Annotated in this window: 27 protein-coding genes and 1 other RNA gene; 14 read left to right on the plus strand and 14 right to left on the minus strand. The window is 68.4% G+C overall.

Translation table 11 applies throughout. The annotated features are described in order from the left end of the window. On the minus strand, positions 1–678 hold a 678-nt coding region (locus tag AAC997_RS05260), incomplete at its 3' end, for a cytochrome c family protein (RefSeq protein ID WP_340644637.1). Positions 679–814: 136 nt separating this feature from the next. Between AAC997_RS05260 and AAC997_RS05265 the strand changes: the two genes are divergently transcribed. The 3 genes from AAC997_RS05265 to AAC997_RS05275 are packed head-to-tail and all read left to right on the plus strand — an operon-like array spanning position 815 to position 2,708. Then, complete coding sequence (locus tag AAC997_RS05265) at positions 815–1,561, plus strand: 3-deoxy-manno-octulosonate cytidylyltransferase (RefSeq protein ID WP_340644638.1); 747 nt, start codon at positions 815–817, stop codon at positions 1,559–1,561. Continuing rightward, a complete protein-coding gene (locus tag AAC997_RS05270; protein ID WP_340644639.1) occupies positions 1,558–2,403 on the plus strand; it encodes a prephenate dehydratase in 846 nt (281 codons plus the stop codon). The genes AAC997_RS05265 and AAC997_RS05270 overlap by 4 nt, the downstream gene beginning before the upstream one ends. Further along, positions 2,403–2,708: a hypothetical protein gene (locus AAC997_RS05275; protein ID WP_340644640.1), complete on the plus strand. Its 306-nt coding sequence runs from the start codon at positions 2,403–2,405 to the stop codon at positions 2,706–2,708. The genes AAC997_RS05270 and AAC997_RS05275 overlap by 1 nt, the downstream gene beginning before the upstream one ends. A 1-nt stretch (position 2,709) precedes the next feature. On the opposite strand, the gene AAC997_RS05280 is transcribed toward AAC997_RS05275, so the two are convergent. The 5 genes from AAC997_RS05280 to nudC all read right to left on the minus strand — a co-directional run bounded on the left by AAC997_RS05280 (position 2,710) and on the right by nudC (position 5,471). After that, positions 2,710–3,081: a helix-turn-helix domain-containing protein gene (locus AAC997_RS05280; protein ID WP_340644641.1), complete on the minus strand. Its 372-nt coding sequence runs from the start codon at positions 3,079–3,081 to the stop codon at positions 2,710–2,712. Then, a complete protein-coding gene (locus AAC997_RS05285) occupies positions 3,081–3,377 on the minus strand; it encodes a type II toxin-antitoxin system HigB family toxin (RefSeq protein ID WP_340644642.1) in 297 nt (98 codons plus the stop codon). Before AAC997_RS05285 ends, AAC997_RS05280 begins: the two co-directional genes overlap by 1 nt. Positions 3,378–3,415: 38 nt before the next feature. Continuing rightward, on the minus strand, positions 3,416–4,039 hold the full coding sequence (locus AAC997_RS05290; protein WP_340644643.1) for a glutathione S-transferase family protein: 624 nt from the start codon (positions 4,037–4,039) through the stop codon (positions 3,416–3,418). Between the two features lie 63 nt (positions 4,040–4,102). Next, positions 4,103–4,489, minus strand: a complete 387-nt coding sequence (locus tag AAC997_RS05295; RefSeq protein WP_340644644.1) for a VOC family protein — start codon at positions 4,487–4,489, stop codon at positions 4,103–4,105. 58 nt (positions 4,490–4,547) lie between these two features. Next, positions 4,548–5,471 carry an NAD(+) diphosphatase gene (nudC, locus tag AAC997_RS05300; RefSeq protein WP_340644645.1) on the minus strand — a complete coding sequence of 308 codons (924 nt, stop codon included), beginning with the start codon at positions 5,469–5,471 and terminating at the stop codon, positions 4,548–4,550. A 63-nt stretch (positions 5,472–5,534) separates the two neighbouring features. On the opposite strand from nudC, the gene ffs reads away from it, so the two are divergent. From ffs to AAC997_RS05315, 3 genes are all read left to right on the plus strand, one after another. Further along, positions 5,535–5,628, plus strand: an RNA gene (gene ffs / locus AAC997_RS05305) — signal recognition particle sRNA small type. Positions 5,629–5,670: 42 nt separating this feature from the next. Then, on the plus strand, positions 5,671–7,458 hold the full coding sequence (locus AAC997_RS05310; RefSeq protein WP_340644646.1) for a DNA polymerase III subunit gamma/tau: 1,788 nt from the start codon (positions 5,671–5,673) through the stop codon (positions 7,456–7,458). Between the two features lie 27 nt (positions 7,459–7,485). Beyond that, on the plus strand, positions 7,486–7,812 hold the full coding sequence (locus tag AAC997_RS05315) for a YbaB/EbfC family nucleoid-associated protein (protein WP_340644647.1): 327 nt from the start codon (positions 7,486–7,488) through the stop codon (positions 7,810–7,812). Here the strand turns inward: AAC997_RS05315 and AAC997_RS05320 are convergent. Beyond that, positions 7,809–8,327 carry a GNAT family N-acetyltransferase gene (locus AAC997_RS05320; protein ID WP_340644648.1) on the minus strand — a complete coding sequence of 173 codons (519 nt, stop codon included), beginning with the start codon at positions 8,325–8,327 and terminating at the stop codon, positions 7,809–7,811. The two genes, AAC997_RS05315 and AAC997_RS05320, sit on opposite strands and share 4 nt — an antisense overlap. 78 nt (positions 8,328–8,405) lie before the next feature. Here AAC997_RS05320 and recR point away from each other — a divergent pair, with 78 nt between their 5' ends. Then, positions 8,406–9,008, plus strand: a complete 603-nt coding sequence (gene recR / locus AAC997_RS05325) for a recombination mediator RecR (RefSeq protein ID WP_340644649.1) — start codon at positions 8,406–8,408, stop codon at positions 9,006–9,008. On the opposite strand, the gene AAC997_RS05330 is transcribed toward recR, so the two are convergent. Beyond that, complete coding sequence (locus tag AAC997_RS05330) at positions 9,005–9,877, minus strand: LysR family transcriptional regulator (RefSeq protein ID WP_340644650.1); 873 nt, start codon at positions 9,875–9,877, stop codon at positions 9,005–9,007. The genes recR and AAC997_RS05330 overlap by 4 nt on opposite strands. A 92-nt stretch (positions 9,878–9,969) precedes the next feature. On the opposite strand from AAC997_RS05330, the gene AAC997_RS05335 reads away from it, so the two are divergent. After that, complete coding sequence (locus AAC997_RS05335; RefSeq protein WP_340644651.1) at positions 9,970–10,272, plus strand: DUF6506 family protein; 303 nt, start codon at positions 9,970–9,972, stop codon at positions 10,270–10,272. Here the strand turns inward: AAC997_RS05335 and AAC997_RS05340 are convergent. Then, positions 10,262–10,792: a GNAT family N-acetyltransferase gene (locus AAC997_RS05340; protein ID WP_340644652.1), complete on the minus strand. Its 531-nt coding sequence runs from the start codon at positions 10,790–10,792 to the stop codon at positions 10,262–10,264. The two genes, AAC997_RS05335 and AAC997_RS05340, sit on opposite strands and share 11 nt — an antisense overlap. 62 nt (positions 10,793–10,854) lie before the next feature. Between AAC997_RS05340 and mtnN the strand changes: the two genes are divergently transcribed. From mtnN to AAC997_RS05360, 4 genes are all read left to right on the plus strand, one after another. Continuing rightward, positions 10,855–11,589, plus strand: a complete 735-nt coding sequence (mtnN, locus tag AAC997_RS05345; RefSeq protein WP_340644653.1) for a 5'-methylthioadenosine/S-adenosylhomocysteine nucleosidase — start codon at positions 10,855–10,857, stop codon at positions 11,587–11,589. A 10-nt stretch (positions 11,590–11,599) separates the two neighbouring features. After that, positions 11,600–12,862 carry a DNA recombination protein RmuC gene (locus tag AAC997_RS05350; protein WP_340644654.1) on the plus strand — a complete coding sequence of 421 codons (1,263 nt, stop codon included), beginning with the start codon at positions 11,600–11,602 and terminating at the stop codon, positions 12,860–12,862. A 14-nt stretch (positions 12,863–12,876) separates the two neighbouring features. Next, a complete protein-coding gene (gene def / locus AAC997_RS05355; RefSeq protein ID WP_340644655.1) occupies positions 12,877–13,386 on the plus strand; it encodes a peptide deformylase in 510 nt (169 codons plus the stop codon). A 362-nt stretch (positions 13,387–13,748) separates the two neighbouring features. Further along, the gene (locus AAC997_RS05360) at positions 13,749–14,636 is read left to right on the plus strand and encodes a hypothetical protein (protein WP_340644656.1); all 888 of its coding nucleotides are present in this window, start codon (positions 13,749–13,751) and stop codon (positions 14,634–14,636) included. Between the two features lie 45 nt (positions 14,637–14,681). Here the strand turns inward: AAC997_RS05360 and AAC997_RS05365 are convergent, their stop codons facing one another. Further along, on the minus strand, positions 14,682–15,020 hold the full coding sequence (locus AAC997_RS05365; protein ID WP_340644657.1) for a cell surface protein: 339 nt from the start codon (positions 15,018–15,020) through the stop codon (positions 14,682–14,684). 86 nt (positions 15,021–15,106) lie between these two features. Here AAC997_RS05365 and fmt point away from each other — a divergent pair, with 86 nt between their 5' ends. Together fmt and truA are read left to right on the plus strand one after the other, a co-directional pair. Further along, positions 15,107–16,033: a methionyl-tRNA formyltransferase gene (gene fmt, locus AAC997_RS05370; protein WP_340644658.1), complete on the plus strand. Its 927-nt coding sequence runs from the start codon at positions 15,107–15,109 to the stop codon at positions 16,031–16,033. After that, on the plus strand, positions 16,033–16,770 hold the full coding sequence (gene truA, locus AAC997_RS05375; RefSeq protein ID WP_340644659.1) for a tRNA pseudouridine(38-40) synthase TruA: 738 nt from the start codon (positions 16,033–16,035) through the stop codon (positions 16,768–16,770). The genes fmt and truA overlap by 1 nt, the downstream gene beginning before the upstream one ends. Here truA and dapE read toward each other — a convergent pair. Genes dapE through argB form a run of 4 tightly spaced genes read right to left on the minus strand, consistent with a single transcriptional unit; the run spans position 16,767 to position 20,319 of the window. Further along, positions 16,767–17,912 (minus strand): succinyl-diaminopimelate desuccinylase, encoded by a 1,146-nt coding sequence (gene dapE / locus AAC997_RS05380; protein ID WP_340644660.1) that lies wholly within the window; start codon positions 17,910–17,912, stop codon positions 16,767–16,769. The two genes, truA and dapE, sit on opposite strands and share 4 nt — an antisense overlap. A 3-nt stretch (positions 17,913–17,915) precedes the next feature. Continuing rightward, a complete protein-coding gene (dapD, locus tag AAC997_RS05385) occupies positions 17,916–18,746 on the minus strand; it encodes a 2,3,4,5-tetrahydropyridine-2,6-dicarboxylate N-succinyltransferase (RefSeq protein ID WP_340644661.1) in 831 nt (276 codons plus the stop codon). Continuing rightward, positions 18,746–19,408, minus strand: a complete 663-nt coding sequence (locus AAC997_RS05390; RefSeq protein ID WP_340644662.1) for a pyrimidine 5'-nucleotidase — start codon at positions 19,406–19,408, stop codon at positions 18,746–18,748. The genes dapD and AAC997_RS05390 overlap by 1 nt, the downstream gene beginning before the upstream one ends. Then, positions 19,405–20,319, minus strand: coding sequence for an acetylglutamate kinase (argB, locus tag AAC997_RS05395; RefSeq protein ID WP_340644663.1), 915 nt, complete (start codon positions 20,317–20,319; stop codon positions 19,405–19,407). The genes AAC997_RS05390 and argB overlap by 4 nt, the downstream gene beginning before the upstream one ends. Positions 20,320–20,353: the final 34 nt, after the last annotated feature.

Consider the following 20,353-nt stretch of genomic DNA (forward strand, 5'->3'; position numbering starts at 1 on the left):
ATCTGCACACCAAGGGCGCCACCATCCCGTTCCCGGCGCCGAACCCGGTCGCTGCGGCGTCGCGGTCGAACCGGTGGCGGTGGGCTCGCCTTCCGCAGCGGCCGGAGCGGCGTCGGCCGCGGGCGCCGCAGCGACCGGGTTCGGCGCCGGGAACGGGATGGTGGCGCCCTTGGTGTGCAGATAGGCCAGCAGGTTGATGCGGTCTTCCGGCTTCTTCAGGCCGACGAAGCCCATCTTGGTGCCGGGCATGTCCTTGGCCGGGTTCTTGATGAACTCCGACAGACGCTCGAAGTCCCAGACCGGGTTCTTCGCGCCGTACTCCACCATGGCGGAGGAATAGGCGAAGCCGGCATGGCTGCCCGGCTTGCGCCCGACGACGGCCCACTGGTTGGGACCGGTGCCGTTGGCGCCGCCGTTATCGACGGTGTGGCAGGACTTGCACTTGGCGAACACCGTCTCGCCCGCGGCGACGTCGGCGGTCGGCAGGACGGTGCCCCAGTCGATGGGGGCTTCCGCCACAGGGCCACCGGCGGCCTCTTCGACCACCTCGATGGCGTAGCCGGGCTTTTCCGCCTTTTCGACGGCGAACATGCCCGTGGTGAGCTCGCGAAGGCCGACAATGGCCAGACCCGTCGCCAGGACGGCGCCGGCGACTTTGTTGAACGTAAGGTCGCTCATCGTCTTGAAATCGGCCCTCTAATCGGCCGGTCCGAAGACCGGCGGAAGCGCGGGAATCCCCGCCCCTTATTGCGCCCGCGTCTCTTACACGCTACCGGCGCTGGCGCAACCGGCCAGTTCGTCGCTTCAGGTCTCCATGAACCCCATCCTCCTCATCCCCGCGCGTTTGGCCGCGACTCGACTGCCCAACAAGCCCCTCGCAGATATCGAGGGCATCCCAATGATCGTCCGGGTTCTGCGTCAGGCGCAGGCCGCGAACCTCGGTCCCGTGGCTGTGGCGGCCGGTGATTCGGAGATCGTCGAGGCGGTCCTCGCCGCCGGCGGCCGCGCCGTGCTCACTGATCCCGACCTGCCCTCGGGCTCCGACCGGTTGGTGGCGGCCCTGGCGGAACTGGACCCCGGCGGCGCCCATGACGTGGTGATCAATCTGCAGGGCGACATGCCCTTTGTGGCGCCGGCCGACATCGCCGCCTGCGCCGCCCTGCTGGCCGACCAGCCGTCCTGCGACATCGCCACCATCGTTGAGCAGGAAGCCTCGCCGCAGGTCCGCACCAATCCCGACATGGTCAAGGCGGTGCTGGCGGTGCAGCGCGACGGCAAGACCGGCCGGGCGCTCTATTTCACGCGCTCCACCCTCTATGGCGACGGACCGGTCTGGCATCACCACGGCATCTACGCCTATCGCCGCGCGGCCCTGGAGGCGTTCACGGCGGCCGAGCCGTCGCCGTTGGAGCGCCGCGAGAAGCTGGAGCAACTGCGGGCCATGGAGCTCGGGCTCACCATATGGGCGACGGTGGTCGACTCCGCGCCGATCTCGGTGGACAACCCCGCCGATCTTGAGCGGGCCCGCGCGCACGCCCGGCAAATCGGAGACAGGTCATGAGCAAGGGGCGGATCGCCTTCCAGGGCGAGCTGGGCGCCAACAGCCATGAGGCCTGTGTGGCGGCCTTCCCGGACATGACGCCGGTGGCCCACCCGACCTTTGAGGAGGCCTTCGAGGCCATCAAATCCGGCGACTGCCAACTGGGCATGATCCCGGTGGAGAACTCCATCGCCGGCCGCGTCGCCGACGTGCACCACCTGCTGCCCAACTCAGGCCTGAAGATCATCGGCGAGCGGTTCAAGCCGATCCACTTCCAGCTGATGGTCAATCGCGGGGTGAAGCTGGAGGCGGTGAGGACCGTCGCCTCCATGCCCATCGCGCTGGCCCAATGCCGCAAGACCATCCGGCGGCTGAAGCTGAAGACCGAGCAGGTGGGGGACACCGCGCTTTCCGCCAAGCTGCTGTCGGAGCATCCCGATCCCACCAAGGCGGCCATCGCGCCGGCCCTGGCGGCCGAGCTCTACGGCCTGGAGATCGTCGCCCGCGACATCGAGGACACCCACAACAACACCACCCGCTTCCTGGTGATGACCGCCGACACGGCGCCTGCGCCGCCGCCCTTCACAAACCCCTGCGTCACCAGCTTCGTCTTCCGGGTCCGCAACATGCCCGCCGCGCTCTACAAGGCCATGGGCGGCTTCGCGACCAACGGCGTGAACATGACCAAGCTGGAGAGCTACATGGAGAACGGCGCCTTCACGGCCACCTTCTTCTACTCCGAGGTGGATGGCCGTCCGGAAGATCGAAGTCTGGCGCTCGCCTTCGAGGAGCTGCAGTTCTTCTGCGAGCGGTTCGAGATTCTCGGCGTCTATCCGGCCGACCCTTTCCGGAGTCACATCTGATGCGCACCATCGAGATGGACGGGGCCGCCTATCCCAGCATCAAGGCCTTCTGCGAAGACTTGAAGACCGAGATCCGCGCCCTGCCCGGACACGGCGCCAGCATTGAGGCCTTCGTCGACTCGATGATCTGGGCCAACGGCATGAGCGAGCTGGCTCCGCCCTACATGATCCGGGTTCGTGGCCTGCACGGCGGCCCCCTGGCCGAGTTCGTCAAGGACCTCTCCAATGCGCTGGGCCAGGCCCGAATGGAGGTCCGCAACCGCCGTGCCGAGGACGTCGAGGTCATCCTGACCCTGCGGCGGTAGGTCAGGCGGCGTCCAGCGCCCGCAACAGGCTGTCAGCGGGCACGCCCCATTGGCGATGCAGCTTGGCCATCATCGCCGGTGTCAGACCGCGCCGTCCGCCGAGGATTTCAGAGGCCCGCGACCGCGATCCCAGAAGTTGGGCGAGATCGGTCTGGGTCAGCCCCTTCAGCTCCATGGCGAAACGGATCGCGTCGAGAGGCTCGGCCGGGGCGATGGGCCAGCGCCGGCGCTCATAGGCGTCGATGAGATCCGAGAGCACATCAAACCGGTCGGCCCCCGCGCTGCCCTTCTCTGGCGGCGTCTCGAAATACTGAGCGACCTCGGAGAGGGCCCAGTCATAGTCGGCCTCGTCATGCAGGGCTCGGATATCCATCACACGGTCTCCACATCGATCCGGTCGTACTCGGCGTGCGTTCCTACGAACTTGATGAGCACGCGCCGATAGCCGTAGGCCACGTGAACGACCAGCCTGAACTTGTTGCCGCCGATGTCGAAGACGAGCCGGTTGTCCGCCACGAAGTCCACGGCCGCGCCGAACATCGCCTTGACCTCCGGCGGCCCTGACCAGCTCGCCTGATTGACGAGGCCGTACCAGGACCGCAGAGGCCTTTCCGCCTGCGGATGCCGTTCCCAGAACTGGATCAGAGTCCGCTTGGCGATGATCTGCACGGTAAGAGGCTAGCATGTTCCCCGTGTGGGAACAAGAGCTACGCCGCCGCGGCGATCAGGGCGTCGTCGATCTCGCGGGCGCGGACGGCGGCGGGGCGGGCGGCCATGCGGTCGGCATAGGCCTTGAAGGCGGGACGCGCCTCGATGGAGCCGAATTGCAGGCCCCAGCCCAGGTGGGCCCCGACATAGAGGTCGGCGGCGGTGAAGCTGTCGCCCGCCAGGTATTCGCGGCCGGTCACGGCTTTTTCCAGGGTGTCCATGACGTCGCCGAAGTCGCCCCAGCCGGCCGAGCGCTTGCTGTCGGCGGGCACCTCGACGCCCAGGCTCTTGACGGTGATGGCGGCTTCCACCGGCCCGGCGGCGTAGAACAGCCAGCGGTAATAGTCGCCGCGCAGCTTGCTCTCCACCGGGGGCGCGAGCTTGGCCTGCGGGAAGGCGTCGGCCAGATAGGCGCAGATGGCGGCGCACTCGGTGACCACGGTGCCGCCGTGGACGATGGCCGGCACCTTGCCCATGGGGTTCACGGCCAGATAGGCCGGGTCTTTCATCTTCTCGAAATCGAGGATGTGGGTCTCGTAGGGCTGGCCCACCTCCTCCAGCATCCAGCGGATGATCCGGCCCCGCGACATGGGGTTGGTGTAGAAGACGATCTGGTCCGACATGGCTTTTTCCTCTGGTGTTGGAGGCACCCTAGACCACCCTGCTGACAGCAGTGTGGCAGCAGCCTAGGGCGCGGTCACGATGAGCTGTCCGTCTGCGTCGAGCTTGCCCTTGGACTGGTCCAGCATGACCAGAACATTGCCCTGCGGGTCCATGACGACGGCGCAGCGGCCGATGGGGATGTCGAAGGGCCGTCGAATTTCGCGGCCCCCAGCGGCGACGAAGCGGTCAAAGGCGTCGTCGGCGTCCGCGACCAGAAGGTTGGCCTCGGGTCCCAGCTGCGTGTGAAGGACCAGCTCGGCGTCGGTGTCGGGCATGGCCAGGCCCACGGCGACCTGCGAGCGCCAGATCACCCGGTGGCCCAGGGCGTCGGTGTAGAAGGCGATGCCGGCGTCGAGGTCGGCGGCCTTCAGCATCAGGCAGTCGAGCTTGCGGAAAAGGGGTTCAGCCATGGGATCCTCCCGGTCGGGGAAATCCTAGCGCGGACTGCCGCCAGCGCTATGGCAACAGTCAGCTCTCCGCCCAAGCCTTGATGAGCTGGTGGGCGATGGCCATGGGGCCGGGGGCGAAGGTGTTGGGGAGTTTGCCGGCCAGCAGGGTGCGGGCTTCTTCCTTGGTGAACCAGCGGACCTCGGAGAGCTCGGTCTGGTCGGGGGTGGCGTTGTCGTCCTCCACCTGGGCGATCAGGCCGATCATCAGGGACGACGGATAGGGCCAGGGCTGGGTGGAGTGGTAGGCGACCGAGGTGGTCTTCAGGCCCGCCTCCTCATGCAGTTCGCGGGCGCAGGCCTCCTCGATGGTCTCGCCGGGCTCCAGGAAGCCGGCCAGGGAGGAGAACATGCCTGCCGGCCAAATCTCCTGGCGGCCCAGCATGCAGCGCTCGCCATGGACGGCCAGCATGATCACCACGGGGTCGGTGCGGGGGAAGTGCTCGACCTTGCAGGCCGGGCAGGCGCGCTTCCAGCCGCCCTCGGCCACCAGGGACGGTTCGCCGCAGTTGGCGCAGTGCTTATGGCGCCGGCGCCATTCGAACATCTGCTTGGCGGTGGCCAGGATGGCGGCGTCGGTGGGGGGCAGGCGCGTGGCCAGGGCCCGCAGATCCTCGAATCGTCCCAGGCCCTGCAGGGGACCGTCCGCGGGGTCGGCGCCCCCGTCCAGGTCGACGGCGAAGACCGCGGTCTCCTTCCAGAGGCCCATGAACAGCAGGGTTTCGGCCCCGCCGGCCAGCTCGGAGACCATCTTGGCCGGAAGATAGGCGATCTGCACCCCGCCGTCCTTGCTGTTCTCCACCAGCGGCTTGCCGTTCCAGATGGCGATCCCCAGGGACGCGTCGGACTTCAGCTGTTCATTGAGCCAGGCGTCGTCCTTACGGCGCTCGCTGGCGCGGTTCAGGGGGTTGCCGGCGAAGGTGTTCTGGAAAGAGGAAAGAGGCATGACTCGTCTTCTAGCGTCGCTCTAGCTTGCGCGCGAGCCTCAAGGTCGCGATATAGGGGGTGGAGATCGGGCGACGGGCGGACGCCTCGCCAACCCGGTCAGGTCCGGAAGGAAGCAGCCGCAACGAGTTTCGCTCCGGGTCGTCGTTCGGTCTCCACCCTAGCTTCAAGATGGATAGCGCTCTCGAGGCGCGGGGCGCATGGCCGACGAAGATCTCTCGCCCGATCCTGAACGCCCCGAGCGGGACCCCGACACCGCCGACATGTTCGGCGCGCCGGTCGCGCCCGCCCCGGTCGCCGAGGCCTCGGCCGCCTACACCGTCATCGCCCGGAAATACCGGCCCCGCACCTTCGACGACCTCTATGGCCAGGAAGCCATGGTGCGGACGCTGAAGAACGCCTTTTCCACCGGCCGGATCGCCCACGCCTTCATGCTGACCGGAGTGCGCGGGGTGGGCAAGACGACGACCGCCCGTCTGCTGGCCCGGGCGCTGAACTACGAGACCGACGCCATTCACGAGCCGACGCTCGATCTCCGCGAGGAGGGCCGGCACTGCAAGGCGATCATCGAGGGCCGGCACATGGACGTGCTGGAGCTCGACGCCGCCAGCCGCACCAAGGTGGAGGACATGCGCGAGCTGCTGGACGGGGTGCGCTACGCCCCCGTCGAGGCGCGCTACAAGGTCTACATCATCGACGAAGTGCACATGCTCTCCACCTCGTCCTTCAACGCCCTGTTGAAGACCCTGGAAGAGCCGCCGCCGCACGTGAAGTTCATCTTCGCCACCACCGAGATCCGCAAGGTGCCGGTGACCATCCTCTCGCGTTGCCAGAGGTTCGACCTGCGCCGGGTGGAGCCCGACGTGATCGTCAAGAACCTGGAGATGATCACCGAGGCCGAGGGCGTGCGCGTCGACGCCGAGGGCATGCTGCTGATCGCCCGGGCCGCCGAAGGCTCGGTGCGCGACGCCCAGTCGATGCTGGACCAGGCCATCGTCCAGGGCGAACCAGGCCAGACGGTGCCGGCTGCGCTGATCCGCGACATGCTGGGCCTGGCCGACCGGGCCCAGACCATCACCCTGTTTGAACAGACCATGCGCGGCGAGCCCGGCGCCGCCATCGAGACCTTCCGCACCCTCTACGGCTATGGCGCCGATCCGGGGCAGGTGATGCTGGACCTGCTGGAGCACGCCCACTCGGCCTCTGTCGCCAAGGCCATCGGGGCGCACGCCCTGATCATGCCCAAGGAACAGGCCGGACGGCTGGCGGCCATCGGGGCCTCGGTCTCGGCGGGGACGCTGTCGCGCCTGTGGCAGATGCTGCTGCGGGCCCATGACGAGGTGCGGCGCAGTCCTGACCCGGCCGCGGCCGTGGACATGGCCCTGATCCGCCTGGCCTACGCCGCCGACCTGCCCGGGCCTGAGGAGGCCCTGAGGCGGATCCAGACCGGCGATCCGGTGGGCGGCGGACCGGCGCCTTCGGGCGGTGGTGGCGGATCGAGCGCCCAGGGCGGCGGCGGGAGCGTCACGGCCCAGGCCCGCGTGCTGGCCCCCGAGCCTCAGGCGGCCGAGGCGCCGCCGGTGCTGCAGTCCTTCGCCGACGTCATCGCCCTGATCGAGAAGAAACGCGACATCGCCCTGCGGCTGGACGTCGAGCGCTATGTGCGTCCGGTGAGCTTCCGGCCTGGCGCCATCGAGTTCGAGCCCGCCCCCGGCGCGCCCGCCAACCTCGCCCAGCGTCTGATCGGGCGCCTGCGGGAGTGGACCGGCCAGCCCTGGCTGATCGCGGCCCAGGGCGGCGGTGGGGCTGAGAGCCAGTGGGAGCGCCAGAAGCGCGAGGAGCGCGAGGTCCGCGTCGAGATCGAGCAGGACCCCTTCATCCTCTCGGTGATGAAGAGTTTCCCCGGCGCCGAGATCGTCAGCATCCGCACCCTGCCGACACCGGAAGTCTCGCCGGCCGACGCGCCGCCGGAAGACGACGAAGACTAATCCCCTAGTGACGCCAGTGAGGACTCCATGAAGGATTTGGGCGGCCTGATGAAACAGGCCCAGGCCATGCAGCAGAAGCTGGCCGAGGCGCAGGAACGCCTGGCGCAGCTGGTCATCGAGGGCACCTCGGGCGGCGGCATGGTCAAGGTCGTGCTCAAGGGCACCGGCGAACTGGCCTCGGTCGAACTGGACGAGAGCCTGCTGGCGCCGGGCGAGGGGGAGGTGATCTCCGACCTGGTGGTGGCCGCCCACGCCGACGCCAAGCGCAAGCTGGACGAACAGCAGGGCCAGCTGATGCGCGACGCCGCCGGCCCCCTGGCCGGCATGGGCCTGCCGGGCATGCCGAAGTTCTAGAGCCTCAGCTCCAGCCGGGTCACCTGGTTGGTCCGGTCCATGAGGTCCTGGGTCGCGGTCCCGATCACCACAAAGCCCTGCCGCGTCCAGAAGCCAAGCGCGGCCGGGTTTTGATCCTGGACGATCAGCCGTAGGGCGCGGCCTTCCTGATTGATGATCCAGGGCTTGAGGGCCGCCAGAATCCGCTCCCCCAGGCCCTGACCCCGGGCCTCGGGCGCCACCAACAGCAGGCCCAGGTACCAGACATGTCGCTCGGGGAAGTCCCGCAGCAGCTCCACGGCGGCGGTCAGGCCCTGGTCGGTCCAGACCCCGATGACGAACTTGTCCCGCAGCGGGTGGTCAGGCGGGGCGTCGGTCAGCAGGGCCTGCGCGGCATAGAGATCCGGCGGATGGCCGGTGACCAGGATCTCGAAGTCCTCGCAGCGCTCCAGCAGGACCTGGAGTTCCTCCACCGCCGAGCCGGAGATCAGGGCAAGCTGCGCGCCCTCGACGGCGGGCAGGTCAGGCGTGGTCATGGCGCGGGCTGCCCTCGACATCTACATAGGAACAGCCCGACAATCCCTTGAATCGCCCCCGCATCGCCAGGAGCCAGTTTGGCCGCCTCCGCCGGACCTGAAATCGAGCGTCTGATCGCGCTGCTGTCGAAGCTGCCGGGCCTGGGTCCGCGCTCCGCGCGGCGCGCGGCGCTCGCCCTGCTCAAGCGGCGGGAGCAACTGCTGCAGCCCCTGGCCGAGGCCCTGGCGGTGGCGGCCGAGCGGGTGAAGACCTGCGGGGTCTGCGGCTCGCTGGACACCCAGGACCCCTGCGCCATCTGCGACGACCGCTCCCGCGACCCGACCCTGGTCTGCGTGGTGGAGGAGGTGGGCGCGCTCTGGGCCATGGAGCGGGCCAGCGCCTTCCGGGGCCGCTACCACGTGCTGGGGGGCCTGCTCTCAGCCCTCGACGGGGTGGGGCCTGAGGCCCTGCGGGTCAATTCCCTGGTGACGCGCGCCATGGAGGAAGGGGTGACCGAAGTGATCCTGGCCCTGCCGGCCACGGTGGATGGCCAGACCACAGCCCACTACCTGGCTGAACGCCTCTCCAACGCCGAAGTCTCCGTGACCATGCTGGCGCGCGGCGTGCCGGTGGGGGGCGAGCTGGACTGGCTGGACGACGGCACCATCGCCCAGGCCATGCGGGCGCGACGGCCGGCCTAGGCCACGGCGATCTCGAAATAGGCTTGAGCCGCCGCCGACCCGTTTTCGGAGACGGCGGCGTACACCCGCATGCGCAGGGGGAAGGCCGGCAGGTCGCGCAGCACCACGCCGGCAGGCGCCGTGGCCGCCAGGCTTTCCTGCACCATGGCCAGGCCGACGCCGGCGGCCACTAGGCCCAGGATGGTCGCGGGCTCGATGGCCTCGACGCGGACATCGGGGGTGAATCCCGTGGCGCGGCAGGCGGCGATCCACTCGGCGCGGGCCTGGGGATTGCCGCGCTCGGGCAGGGCGATGAAGGCCTCGCCGTCCAGGCGCGCTTCAACGAGATCGCCCTCGGCGGCGAGGGGGTGATCGGCGGGGATGGCCAGGCGGTAGGGCTCCTCGGCCACCTGGGCGATCCGCAGGCCATCGGCGGGGGGCGTGTAGATGTGGCCGACATCGAGGGCGCCGTCCCGCAGGGCCTGGACCTGATCGCCCGAGCGCATCGCCCGCAGTTCGATGCCGACGCCGGGGCGATCCTGCCGGAACCTCCGCAGGGCCCGGCCGAGCACGCCCGCATGCACCGCGCCTTCCACGAAACCCATGGCGAGCCGGCCGCCCTCGCCGCGGCCCGCCGCGTGGGCCTGCTGCTCGACGGCGGCGGCGTGGGCCAGCAGGGTGCGGGCCTGGTCCAGGAACCGGCGGCCGTCCGCGGTCAGCCGCAGCCGCTTGCGCTCGCGGTGGAAGAGGGCGAGGCCCAGACCCGCCTCCAGTTCGCGGATGCGCTGGCTGAGCGGCGACTGCGAGACGCCGAGCCGGGTGGCGGCGCGGCCGACGTTCTCCTCCTCCGCGACGGCCACAAAGTAGCCCAGGCGCCAAAGCTCCAGCATCAGACCTTCCAAGTCTCAAAAGCGTCCAGAACGGACTTGGACTGGCTTAAGTGCGGCGGCGCAAGGTCGGGCCTCATTCAGAGGAGGAGCCCATGGCGCTCAACAAGTTCGGTTTCATCGTGACGGGCGGCGGCTTCGAGCCGGCGGGGCGGCGTGTGGTTCTGGCCAGCGAACAGTTCGAGATGATCGCCGTCGGGGTGCCGGGGCCGGCCGACGCCATCGCGGTGGCGCGCCAACTGGTCTCCGAGGGCGTGCAACTGCTGGAGCTGTGCGGTGGGTTCGGGCCGGTCTGGACCGCCAAGGTCATCGAGGCGGTGGGGCCGGGCGTTCCGGTCGGTTCGGTGGGCTATGGGCCGGAGTCAATCGACACCATGCACGCACTGTTCAAGGCCTGAAGCCCTCCGGCCGCGCCACCCAGACCATCCCCGTCCAGCTGTGGCCGTCATAGGCGGCGGTGAAGTCGCGGGCCTCGTCGCGCTCTAGGCCCAGCTTGCGCATCACCGCCTGGGAGCGGTGGTTGCCGGCCTCGGTGTAGCTCAGCACCTCGGGCAGGCCGCAGCGGGTGAAGCCGTCGATGAGGCTGGCCCGGGCGGCCTCGGTGGCGATGCCGGAGCCCCAGGCGTGGCGCATCAGCCGCCAGCCGACCTCCACATTCGGGGCGCGGGGATGCCAGGCGTCGATGGGCATGATGCCGACATAGCCGAGGAAGCCGCCGCCGTGATCGGTCACCACCCAGCGGGTGAAGGAGAGGCGGTCGTGGGCGTCGCGGTAGCGGGCCATCTTGCGGGCGGCGGCGTCGCGATCCACCGGCCCGCCGGAGTCGGCCTGAACCTCGGGGTCGGCCAGCATGGCGGCGAAGGCGTCCAGGTCCTCGTCGCGCCAGGGCCGCAGGATCGTCCGTTCGGTGGTGATCATGGCGTCCCCCTGCGCGTGCGGGAATCTGGTAGCACGATGGCAGGCCGACGAACGAGGCGCCCATGTACGGAATCCTTTGCGCGACGCCGGAAGAACTGGCGGCCCTGCAGGCGCGGCTCGGCGTGACCTCCCAGCCGGGGGTCTACGGCCCGACCCAGGTCTGGACCGGAACCCACGAGGGCGCCGACTTCGCCCTGGCGCTGGCCGGCATGGGAAAGGTCAATGCGGCGGCGGCGGCGACCTTGCTGCTATCGGTCTTCCACGCCGACACCCTGATCTTCGCAGGCGTGGCGGGTGGCCTGAACCCGGCCCTGGGGGTGGGTTCGGTGCTGTTGGCGCAGCGGCTGGACATCCATGATTACGGCCATGTCTTCGAAGGCGCCTTCACGCCCACGCGGTCGGGGGCCATGCCGATCGGGGCGGATCGGCTGACGGGACTGACACCGGTGGCCGCGCCGATCGCGACCAACCTGGCGAAGCTGCGCGACGCGGTGGCGGGCGAGCTGGGCCATCCCATCGCGCTCGGCGGGGTGATCACGGCGGACTATTTCCTCAACTGCGCGGTGACGCGCGACCAGCTGCACGCGGCCTTCGCCGCCGACGCCATCGACATGGAGTCCGGCGCCGTCGACCAGGTGGCCCTGGCCTGGGGCCGGCCGCTCTATGTGATCCGCACCCTGTCGGACCTGGCCGGCGCGGAAGGCCACACCAGCTATCTGGAGATGGCGCGGATGGCGGCGGACAACTCGGCGCTGTGTGTCCCGGCCCTGCTGGCGATTCTCGCCGACTCCGCGTAAAGAACGGAGCATGAACTCGCTGCTGATCTTCCTCGTCGTCGCCCTCGTGGCCGCCGCCATCGGCTTCACCTGGGCCCTGATGGAGCGCGGCCGCGCCAACCGGGCCGAGGCGCGGGCCTGGGCGCTGCAGGATTCGGCGTCGCGCCTGAAGCTCATCGAGGAGCAGGGCGGGCGCAACGCGGCCCTGATCCAGGCCGAGGCGGTGACCGCCATCGCCGACCAGGTGCTGAAGCGCGCCGACGAGACTTTCAAAGGCCGCGAGGAGCTGGCCCAGGCGAAGCTCGCGGCGCAACTCAAGCCCGTGGCGGACACGCTGGAGAGATTTCAGAAGCATGTCGCTGAGGTCGAGCAGAAGCGTGTTGAGGAAACTGGAGGGCTCAAGGCCCAAATCGCGAACCTGCTGACAGCCGCCAATGCTGGCCATGAGGAAACTCGAAAGCTCACCAATGCGCTGAAGCGAGGAGCGGGCATCCAAGGCCGGTGGGGCGAACAGATGCTCCGCAATGTGCTTGAGATGGCTGGTCTCAAATTTGGCGTGGATTTCGAAGAGCAGGTTCATACCGTCAACGAAGACGGCGCAGCTCGTCCCGATGTGGTCGTAAAGCTGCCTGGCGGTTCCTTCCTTGTAATCGATGCGAAGGTTTCCCTAAGCGACTACGAAACCTATCTTTCAGCTCAGGACGAGGTCACTCGCGATGCGGCGCTAGCCGCCCACGCGGAATCCGTGCGCCGGCACGTTCGTCAGCTATCTTCTAAAGCCTACTGGACGAGGTTTGATCGGCCGCCCTTCTCACGATCACCGGATGTCGTTGTGATGTTCGTGCCGCTTGAGAGCGCCTTCGCCTGCGCTATTGAACACCACACTTCCCTCGTAGCGGACGCTTGGGAACAGAGGGTCGCTATCGTTACACCCGCAGCATTGTTCCCGCTTCTCAAGGCAGTGGCCTACGGGTGGAGAGCTGAAGACCAGGCGGCCAATGCCCGGGAAATCGCGGACGCTGGCAGAGAGCTTCATAAGAGGGTGTCCGTCATTGCGAAATATGCCGCGGATCTGGGAACATCGCTGGATCGAGCGGTGAACCACTACAATGACTTCGTAGGGTCGCTTGAGCGCAACGTCATGACCCAAGCGAAGAAGTTTGAGGCGCTCTCGGCGCAGTCCGACAAGATAATCGCCGATACGCCGACGCTGGACTCACGCGCACGTCCGCTCGTCAAACTTGTCGCTCCCGACGAGGACGAAACGCCCGTCTTGACGCTCAAAGGCGGCTGACCTACCTGAAAACCATGGCTCTCCGCGAAATCCTTGTCGTCCCCGACCCCGTGCTGAAACAGATCTCCACCCCGGTCGAGGTCGTGGACGATGCGCTGCGCGCCCTGATGGACGACATGCTGGAGACGATGTACGCCGCGCCGGGCATCGGCCTGGCCGCGATCCAGGTGGGCGTGCCCAAGCAGGTGATCGTCATGGACCTGGCGGCGCCCGACACCCCGCCGGAACCCCGCTACTTCGTGAACCCGGAAATCCTCTGGTCCTCGGACGACACCGCCCCCTACGAAGAGGGCTGCCTGTCGATCCCGGAGATCTATGACGAGGTCGAGCGACCCGCCCGGGTGAAGCTGAAGTACCTGAATTATCAGGGCGAAGAAGTGATCGAGGACGCCGAGGGCCTGTACGCCGTCTGCATCCAGCACGAGATGGACCATCTGAAGGGCGTGCTCTTCATCGACTACCTGTCGCGCCTGAAGCGTGACCGGGCGGTCGCCAAGGTGAAGAAGCAGGTCCGGGCCGCTTAGAGCCTTTAGGGTCAGATGGAGGCCATCTGTCCCGTTCAAAAGGCTCTAACTAAAAGGTAGAGCCCGTCGGACGGGTAAACCGGCTTCCACTTAACCCTGACGGGCTCTATGCCTTCGTGAGAGGCCCGCCCCGCGCGGGAGGGGACGACCGGTCATGGACGTGACCTGCTGCCCCGACCAGATCCCCCCCGGGATCCGATCCCGATCTCACCCGATAATCCTTTTCAGGGCCGCGGTTCGATCAGTCGCCTGCGTGGGCCGGTAAGCGCTCCGGACCTGGGGGCTGGATACCAAGGGAGCCGAAAGCCCGTGATGGCGTTTTCTGGTACGGTCCCCAAATTGTGGAAGTGTTCGCGGCGCCCATGACCGACACCCCGCCGCCCGGTCACAACCGACCCTTCCCCTATAACCGGCTCGACGCGTTCCTCGCCCGGCCGGGACTGGACGACGCCATGCGGAGTTCGGTTCGCGGCGCGGTGGCCTATTACGACGCAGCGCCCACCCTGCACCGGGACGTCAAGGACGTCAGCCGCTTCATGCTGGGGGTTCTGGCCCTCTATCTGGACGCCAGCGGCGGCTTGACCCACCGCCGTCTGCGGGAGCTGTCGGGCAAGAGCGGCATCCTCAGCGCCGGGACGGCGACAGCGGTGCTGTTGCGCCTGCAACTCATCGGCTACGTGACCCGCGCCGACGTCGCCAACGGCCACAGCCGCCCCTACAAGCCCACGCTGGCCATGGAGGCGGCGTTCCGGGGCCGGATGCGGATCGAGTTTGAGGCCCTGACTCACATCACCGAGGAGACCGCAGAGATGTTGGCGCGGTTCGATGAGCCGGAGGTCTTCGCCATGCTGATGGCGATGATGGGCGACCAGTCGATGATGGCGGCAGGCTCGCCCAATCCGGACATCGCGGCGTTCAACGCTCTGGCCCTACGCTCGGCAGGACTGCTCATCCTGTTCGATGTGATGGCCAAGGCCGATACGGGCGGCGCCTTCCCACCGGTCGGGGAGGTATTCCTCTCGGTGGCCGCCATCGCCCGCCACTACCAGGTCTCCCGCAGCCACGTCCTGTCCGTGATGCGGGATATCGAGGCGGCCGGCTGGATCGAGAAGGGGCCGCGGGACGGCGTGTGGGTCCTTCTTCCGGCCCTGGGAGCCGACATCCGCATCTTCTACGGCATCACCTATCTCGGCCTGATCCGCGCCAGCGAGATGGCGTTCGAACGGCTGGAGGCGCGGAAGGCGGGGTAGGCGTAAGAGGCCCTCTCCCCGCAAGGGAGAAGGCCCTTTAGGGCCCTACTTCTTGGCGTCGGCGGCGGCCTTGTCGATCTTGGCGTCTGCGGTGGCGGCGGCTTCGCTGGCCTTGTCGCCGGCCTTCACCGCGCCTTCCTTCAGTTCGGCCCCGGCGGTGGAGAGGGCTTCCTTGGCCACGGCGCCGGCTTCAACCGCGCCTTCCTTGATGTCGTTACCCACCGCCTTGATCTCGGGGCTGGTGGCGACGTCCTTGGTGGCCTCGCCGATCTTGGCGGCCGCGGCCCTGGCGTTCTCCCCGGCGTCTGACTGTTCGGACTTGGAGCAGGCGGCGAGGGACAAGGCTGCAGCGGCGGCGAGGGAAATGGCGAGAGCGTGGCGCATGGACAAATCTCCGGGTGAAGCGAGCGGGTAACGGCCACGCTTGCTTGCGGTTCCCTATTGCCCGCCACGCCGCTAAACCGACCGCCATGCGCCTGGCCTTTCTTGGAACCCCCGACTTCGCGGTCGCCTGCCTCTCCGCCCTGGCGGAGGCAGGCCACGAGATCGCGGTGGTCTATTCCCAGCCGCCCGCCCCGCGCGGGCGCGGCCAGGAACTCAGGCCCTCTCCCAGCCACGCCTTCGCCCTGGCGCGCGGCATTCCAGTGCGGACGCCGGTGTCGATGCGCGATCCCGGCGAGATCGAGGCCTTCGCGGCCCTGAACCTCGACGCCGCCGTGGTGGTGGCCTTCGGCCAGATTCTGCCGCGGGAGGTGCTCGACGCGCCCCGGCTGGGGGCCTTCAACCTGCACGCTTCCCTGCTGCCGCGCTGGCGGGGGGCCGCGCCGATCCAGCGGGCGATCATGGCCGGCGACCGGGTGACCGGGGTTGAGGTCATGCAGATGACCGAGGGGCTCGACGAGGGGCCGGTCCTGGCCTCTGAGACTCTGCGCATCGACGCCCTGGAGACCGCCGGGACCCTGCACGACCGGCTGGCCTCGGTGGGCGCCGACCTGCTGGTGCGCACCATGGCCGCCGTCGAACGCGGGGAGGCCGTCGCCAGGCCGCAGTCGGAGGAGGGCCTGACCTACGCCAAGAAGATCCGCCCCAAGGAGGCCCGCCTGCGCTGGGCCAAGCCCGCCGCCGAACTGGACCGCAAGATCCGCGGCCTGTCGCCCTTCCCGGGCGCCTGGTTCGAACTGCCCACCGACAAGGGTCTCTTGCGGGTAAAGGCCCTGCTGTCCCAGGTGGAGGACGGTTCTGGAGCCCCCGGACAGGTTCTCGATGATCGCCTGTTGATCGCCTGCGGTGATGGGGCGGTGCGCCTGCTGCGCGTGCAGCGGGAAGGCAAGGGACCCCAGGAGGCCGAGGTCTTCCTGCGTGGCCTGGCGGTCGCGGTGGGGACGGTGGTGCTCTGATGCCCCGCTACCGGATGACCATCGAGTATGATGGCCGACCCTATAAGGGCTTCCAGGCCCAGGCGGACCTGGCCACGGTCCAGGGCTCGCTGGAGCGGGCGGCGCGCGCCTTCTGCGGCGAAGCGGTGCGGGTCAATGCGGCGGGCCGGACCGACACCGGTGTCCATGCGTTGGGCCAGGTGATCCACATCGACATCGAGAAGGACTGGCGGCCCGAGGTGGTGCGCAACGCCATCAACGCCCACCTGGTCCCAGAGCCGATCTCGATCCTGGACTGCGAGATCGCGGTCGGCGACTGGCACGCCCGGTTCTCTGCGACCGAGCGGCGCTACCTCTACCGCATTCTCAACCGCGAGAGCCCGCCCGCCCTGGACCGCGGCCGGGTCTGGCATGTGAGGAAGCCGCTGGATGCGCAGGCGATGCATGCCGCCGCCCAGACCCTGGTCGGCCATCACGACTTCACGACGTTCCGGGACCTCGCCTGCCAGGCCAAGTCGCCGATGAAGACGATGGATGTCGCGCGGGTGCGCCGCGAAGGGGACGAGGTGGTGCTGGAGTTCGCGTCGCGCTCCTTCCTGCACCGGCAGGTCCGGTCGATGGCCGGCACCCTCGCCGAGGTGGGGGTCGGGCGCTGGGAGGTCGAGGATGTGCGGGCGGCCCTGGAGGCGCGAGACCGCACCGCCTGTGGGCCGGTGGCGCCGTCGGACGGGCTATATCTGACCGGCGTGGCCTATTAGGCCTTGAAGGCCTCGAAATACCGCGCGATCAGCCGCTCGTAGACCGCCTGAAGTTGATGGATCTCGGCCACCGGCGCGCGCTCGTCGACGGCGTGCATCGTCTTGCCCACCAGACCCAGTTCGACGACCGGGCAGAGCGCCCGGATGAAGCGGGCGTCCGAGGTGCCGCCGGTGGTGGAGAGTTCGGGGCCCTTGCCGGTGATGTCGGTGACGGCGGCGGCCACGACATCGGTGAAGGGGCCGGGCTCGGTGAGGAAGGCTTCACCGCTGATCGACGGGGTCACCACGATATTGCCCTGGAAACCGGCCAAGGCCTCGCGGGCCTCTTCGGCGATCCAGTCGGCCAGGGCCTGGCCGGTGTGGTTGGGGTTGAAGCGGATGTTCAGCCGCCCCTTGGCGGTGGCCGGGATGACGTTGGTGGTCTGGTTGCCCACGTCCACCGTGGTGACCTCGAGGTTCGAGGGCTGGAAGCCCAGGAACCCGGTGTCCAATTCATGCTCTGACAGCCGGTTCAGCAGGGCGATCAGCACGGGGACCGGATTGGCGGCGCGGTGCGGATAGGCCACGTGGCCCTGGACGCCCTCCACCAGGATCTCGACATTGATCGAGCCGCGGCGGCCGATCTTGATCATGTCCCCGAAGGTCTCGGCGCTGGAGGGCTCACCCACCACGCAGTGGTCGATGATCTCGCCCTCGGCCTGCAACGTTTGGACAACAAGCTTGGTGCCGTGGGTGGCGATGCCTTCCTCGTCCCCGGTGATCAGGAAGGAGAGCGAGCCCGCGACCTGGCCGGCGTCGATCGCCTTGGCGGCGGCGGCGGCGAAGGCGGCCACCCCGCTCTTCATGTCCACTGAGCCCCGGCCGATCAGGACGCCGTCGATGATCTCGGCGGCGAAGGCTTCGGAGCTCCAGGCTTCGGCGTCGCCCACGGGGACGACGTCGGTATGGCCGGCGAAGCAGAGGTTGGGCTGGGCGGTCCCATAGCGGGCGTAGAGGTTCTCGATCTCCCCGAACTTCATACGTCGGCAGGCGAAGCCCAGGCCCTCGAGGGTCTGTTGGACGATGTCCATGGCGCCGGCGTCGGCCGGGGTCACCGATGGGCGGCGGATCAGGTCCTGAGTCAGGGCGACGGGATCGAGCATGGCCTAGTCGCGCAGCAATTCGTTGATCGAGGTCTTGGAGCGGGTGCGTTCGTCCACGGTCTTGACGATCACCGCGCAGTTGATGGACGGCAGGCCCTCGCCGAACGGGCTGGGCATGGAGCCCGGCATGATCACCGAATAGGGGGGAACCTCGCCCTGGAAGACCTCGCCGGTCTTGCGATCGACGATGCGGGTGGTGGAGGTGATGAAGGTGCCCATGGACAGCACGCTGCCCTTGCGGACGATCACGCCCTCGGCGACCTCGGAGCGGGCGCCGATAAAGCAGTCGTCCTCGATGATGGTGGGGTTGGCCTGCAGGGGCTCCAGCACCCCACCGATCCCGGCGCCGCCCGACAGGTGGACGTTCTTGCCGATCTGGGCGCAGGAGCCGACCGTGGCCCAGGTGTCGACCATGGTCCCCTCATCGACGTAGGCGCCGATATTGACGAAGGACGGGGTCATGATGACGTTGCGGGCGATATAGGCGCCGCGGCGGACGATGCAGCCGGGGACCGCGCGGAAGCCGGCGGCCTCGAAGCGGGCGGCGTCCCAGCCGGTGAACTTCAGCGGAATCTTGTCCCAGTAGGGATGGGGCGCGCCGGCGTCGATCAGCTGGTTGGCGCTGAGCCGGAAGGACAGCAGGATGGCCTGCTTGGCCCACTGGTGAGTGGTCCAGACGCCGTCATCGCCACGGGTGGCGACGCGCAGGGTTCCGGAGTCGAGCTGGTTGAGGGTTTCCTCGACGGCCTCGCGGACCTCGCCTTGCGTGCCGACATTGACGCCGTCACGGGCTTCCCAGGCGGCTTCGATCACGGACTTCAGGTCTTGGGACATCAGGCGGCTTCCTTCAGACGCGCGTCCGCGAGGAACGGCGTGAGCTTGGTGGTGCGGTAGTTGACGAAAGGTGCGGTGGAGGCCAGGGCGCGCGGGCCCACCAGGACCGTGGTCATCCCCAGGTCGAAGGCGGGTTTCAGGTTGCGCTCGGAATCCTCGAAGAAGGCGGTGGTCGCCGGTGTCAGCCCGTGGGCGTCGATCATCCGCTGGAATCCCAGGGGATCGGGCTTGGGGGTGAAGCCGAAGGAATGGATGTGGAAGACGTCGTCAAACAGGTCGGCGAGGCCCAGATGGGCCAGGACCCGCTGGGCGTGCCTGTCGTCGGCGTTGGTGAAGATGAAGCGGCGGCCGGGCAGGTGGGCCAGCGCGCTCACCAGGTCGGGGTCCTGGGCCAGCAGCTCCAGGGACAGGTCGTGGAACAGGGCGTGGAAATCCGCCGGATCGACCCCGTGATTCAGCATCAGGCCGCGCAGGGTCAGGCCGTGCTCGGCCAGGTACTGCTTCTGCAAGGCGTAGGCCTCGTCGTGGGGCAGGCCGGCAGCCTTGGCCACGAAGTCCGTCATCCGCCCCTCGACCTGGCGCATGAAGCCCGACTCCTCTGAGTAGAGGGTGTTGTCGAGATCAAACAGCCAGGTGTCGATATGGGTCAGGTCGGCGGTCATCGGGTGATGAGGGTGCCGGCCCCGTGCTCGGTGAACAGCTCCACCAGCATGGCGTGGGGGCGTCGGCCGTCCAGGATGACAACGGCCTCGACGCCGGACTCAACCGCGGCGATGGCGGTTTCCAGCTTGGGGATCATGCCGCCCGAGGCGACGCCGGTGGCGATGGCGTCGCGGGCCTGGGCGACGCTCATCTCGCGGATCAGCTCACCGTTGGCGCCCAGGACACCGGTGACGTCGGTGAGCAGCAGCATGCGCTTGGCCTTGAGCGCCCCAGCCAGGGCGCCGGCCACGGTGTCGGCGTTGATGTTGAAGGTCTGGCCCTCTTCCGAGACGCCGATCGGAGCGATCACCGGTATGTAGTCATGATCGGCCGAGATCAGGCCCTGGATCAGCTGCGGGTCGATGCGGGTGGGTTCGCCCACGAAGCCGAGGTCGACGGCCTGTTCGATCTGGCTATCGGGATCCTTCTTGGTGCGCTCCACCTTCCGCACCGTGATCAACCGGGCGTCCTTGCCCGACAGGCCCACGCCGCGCACGTCGGCTTCCGAGCCGGCCAGCGTGATCCAGTTGGCGATCTCCTTGTTGATGGCGCCCGACAGCACCATCTCGGCGACCTCCATGGTGGCCTCATCGGTCACCCGCAGACCGTCGATGAAGGTCGACTTCACGCCAGCCTTGTTCAGCATGCGGGAAATCTGCGGGCCCCCGCCGTGCACCACGACGGGATGCAGGCCCAGCAGCTTCAGCAGCACGGCGTCAGCGGCGAACAGCCGGGCCACCGACTCCTCGCCCATGGCGTGGCCGCCGTATTTGATCACCACGGTCTCGCGGTCGTAGCGCTGGATATAGGGCAGGGCCTCGGCCAGGGTCTTCGCGGTGGCCCAGCCTTGCTCTTCGGGGGTCTCGGTCACGGCGCTGCGCGCTCCATCAACTTGGAGGGGGTCG

This window comes from Phenylobacterium sp. (assembly GCF_037968635.1).
Classification (GTDB): domain Bacteria; phylum Pseudomonadota; class Alphaproteobacteria; order Caulobacterales; family Caulobacteraceae; genus Phenylobacterium.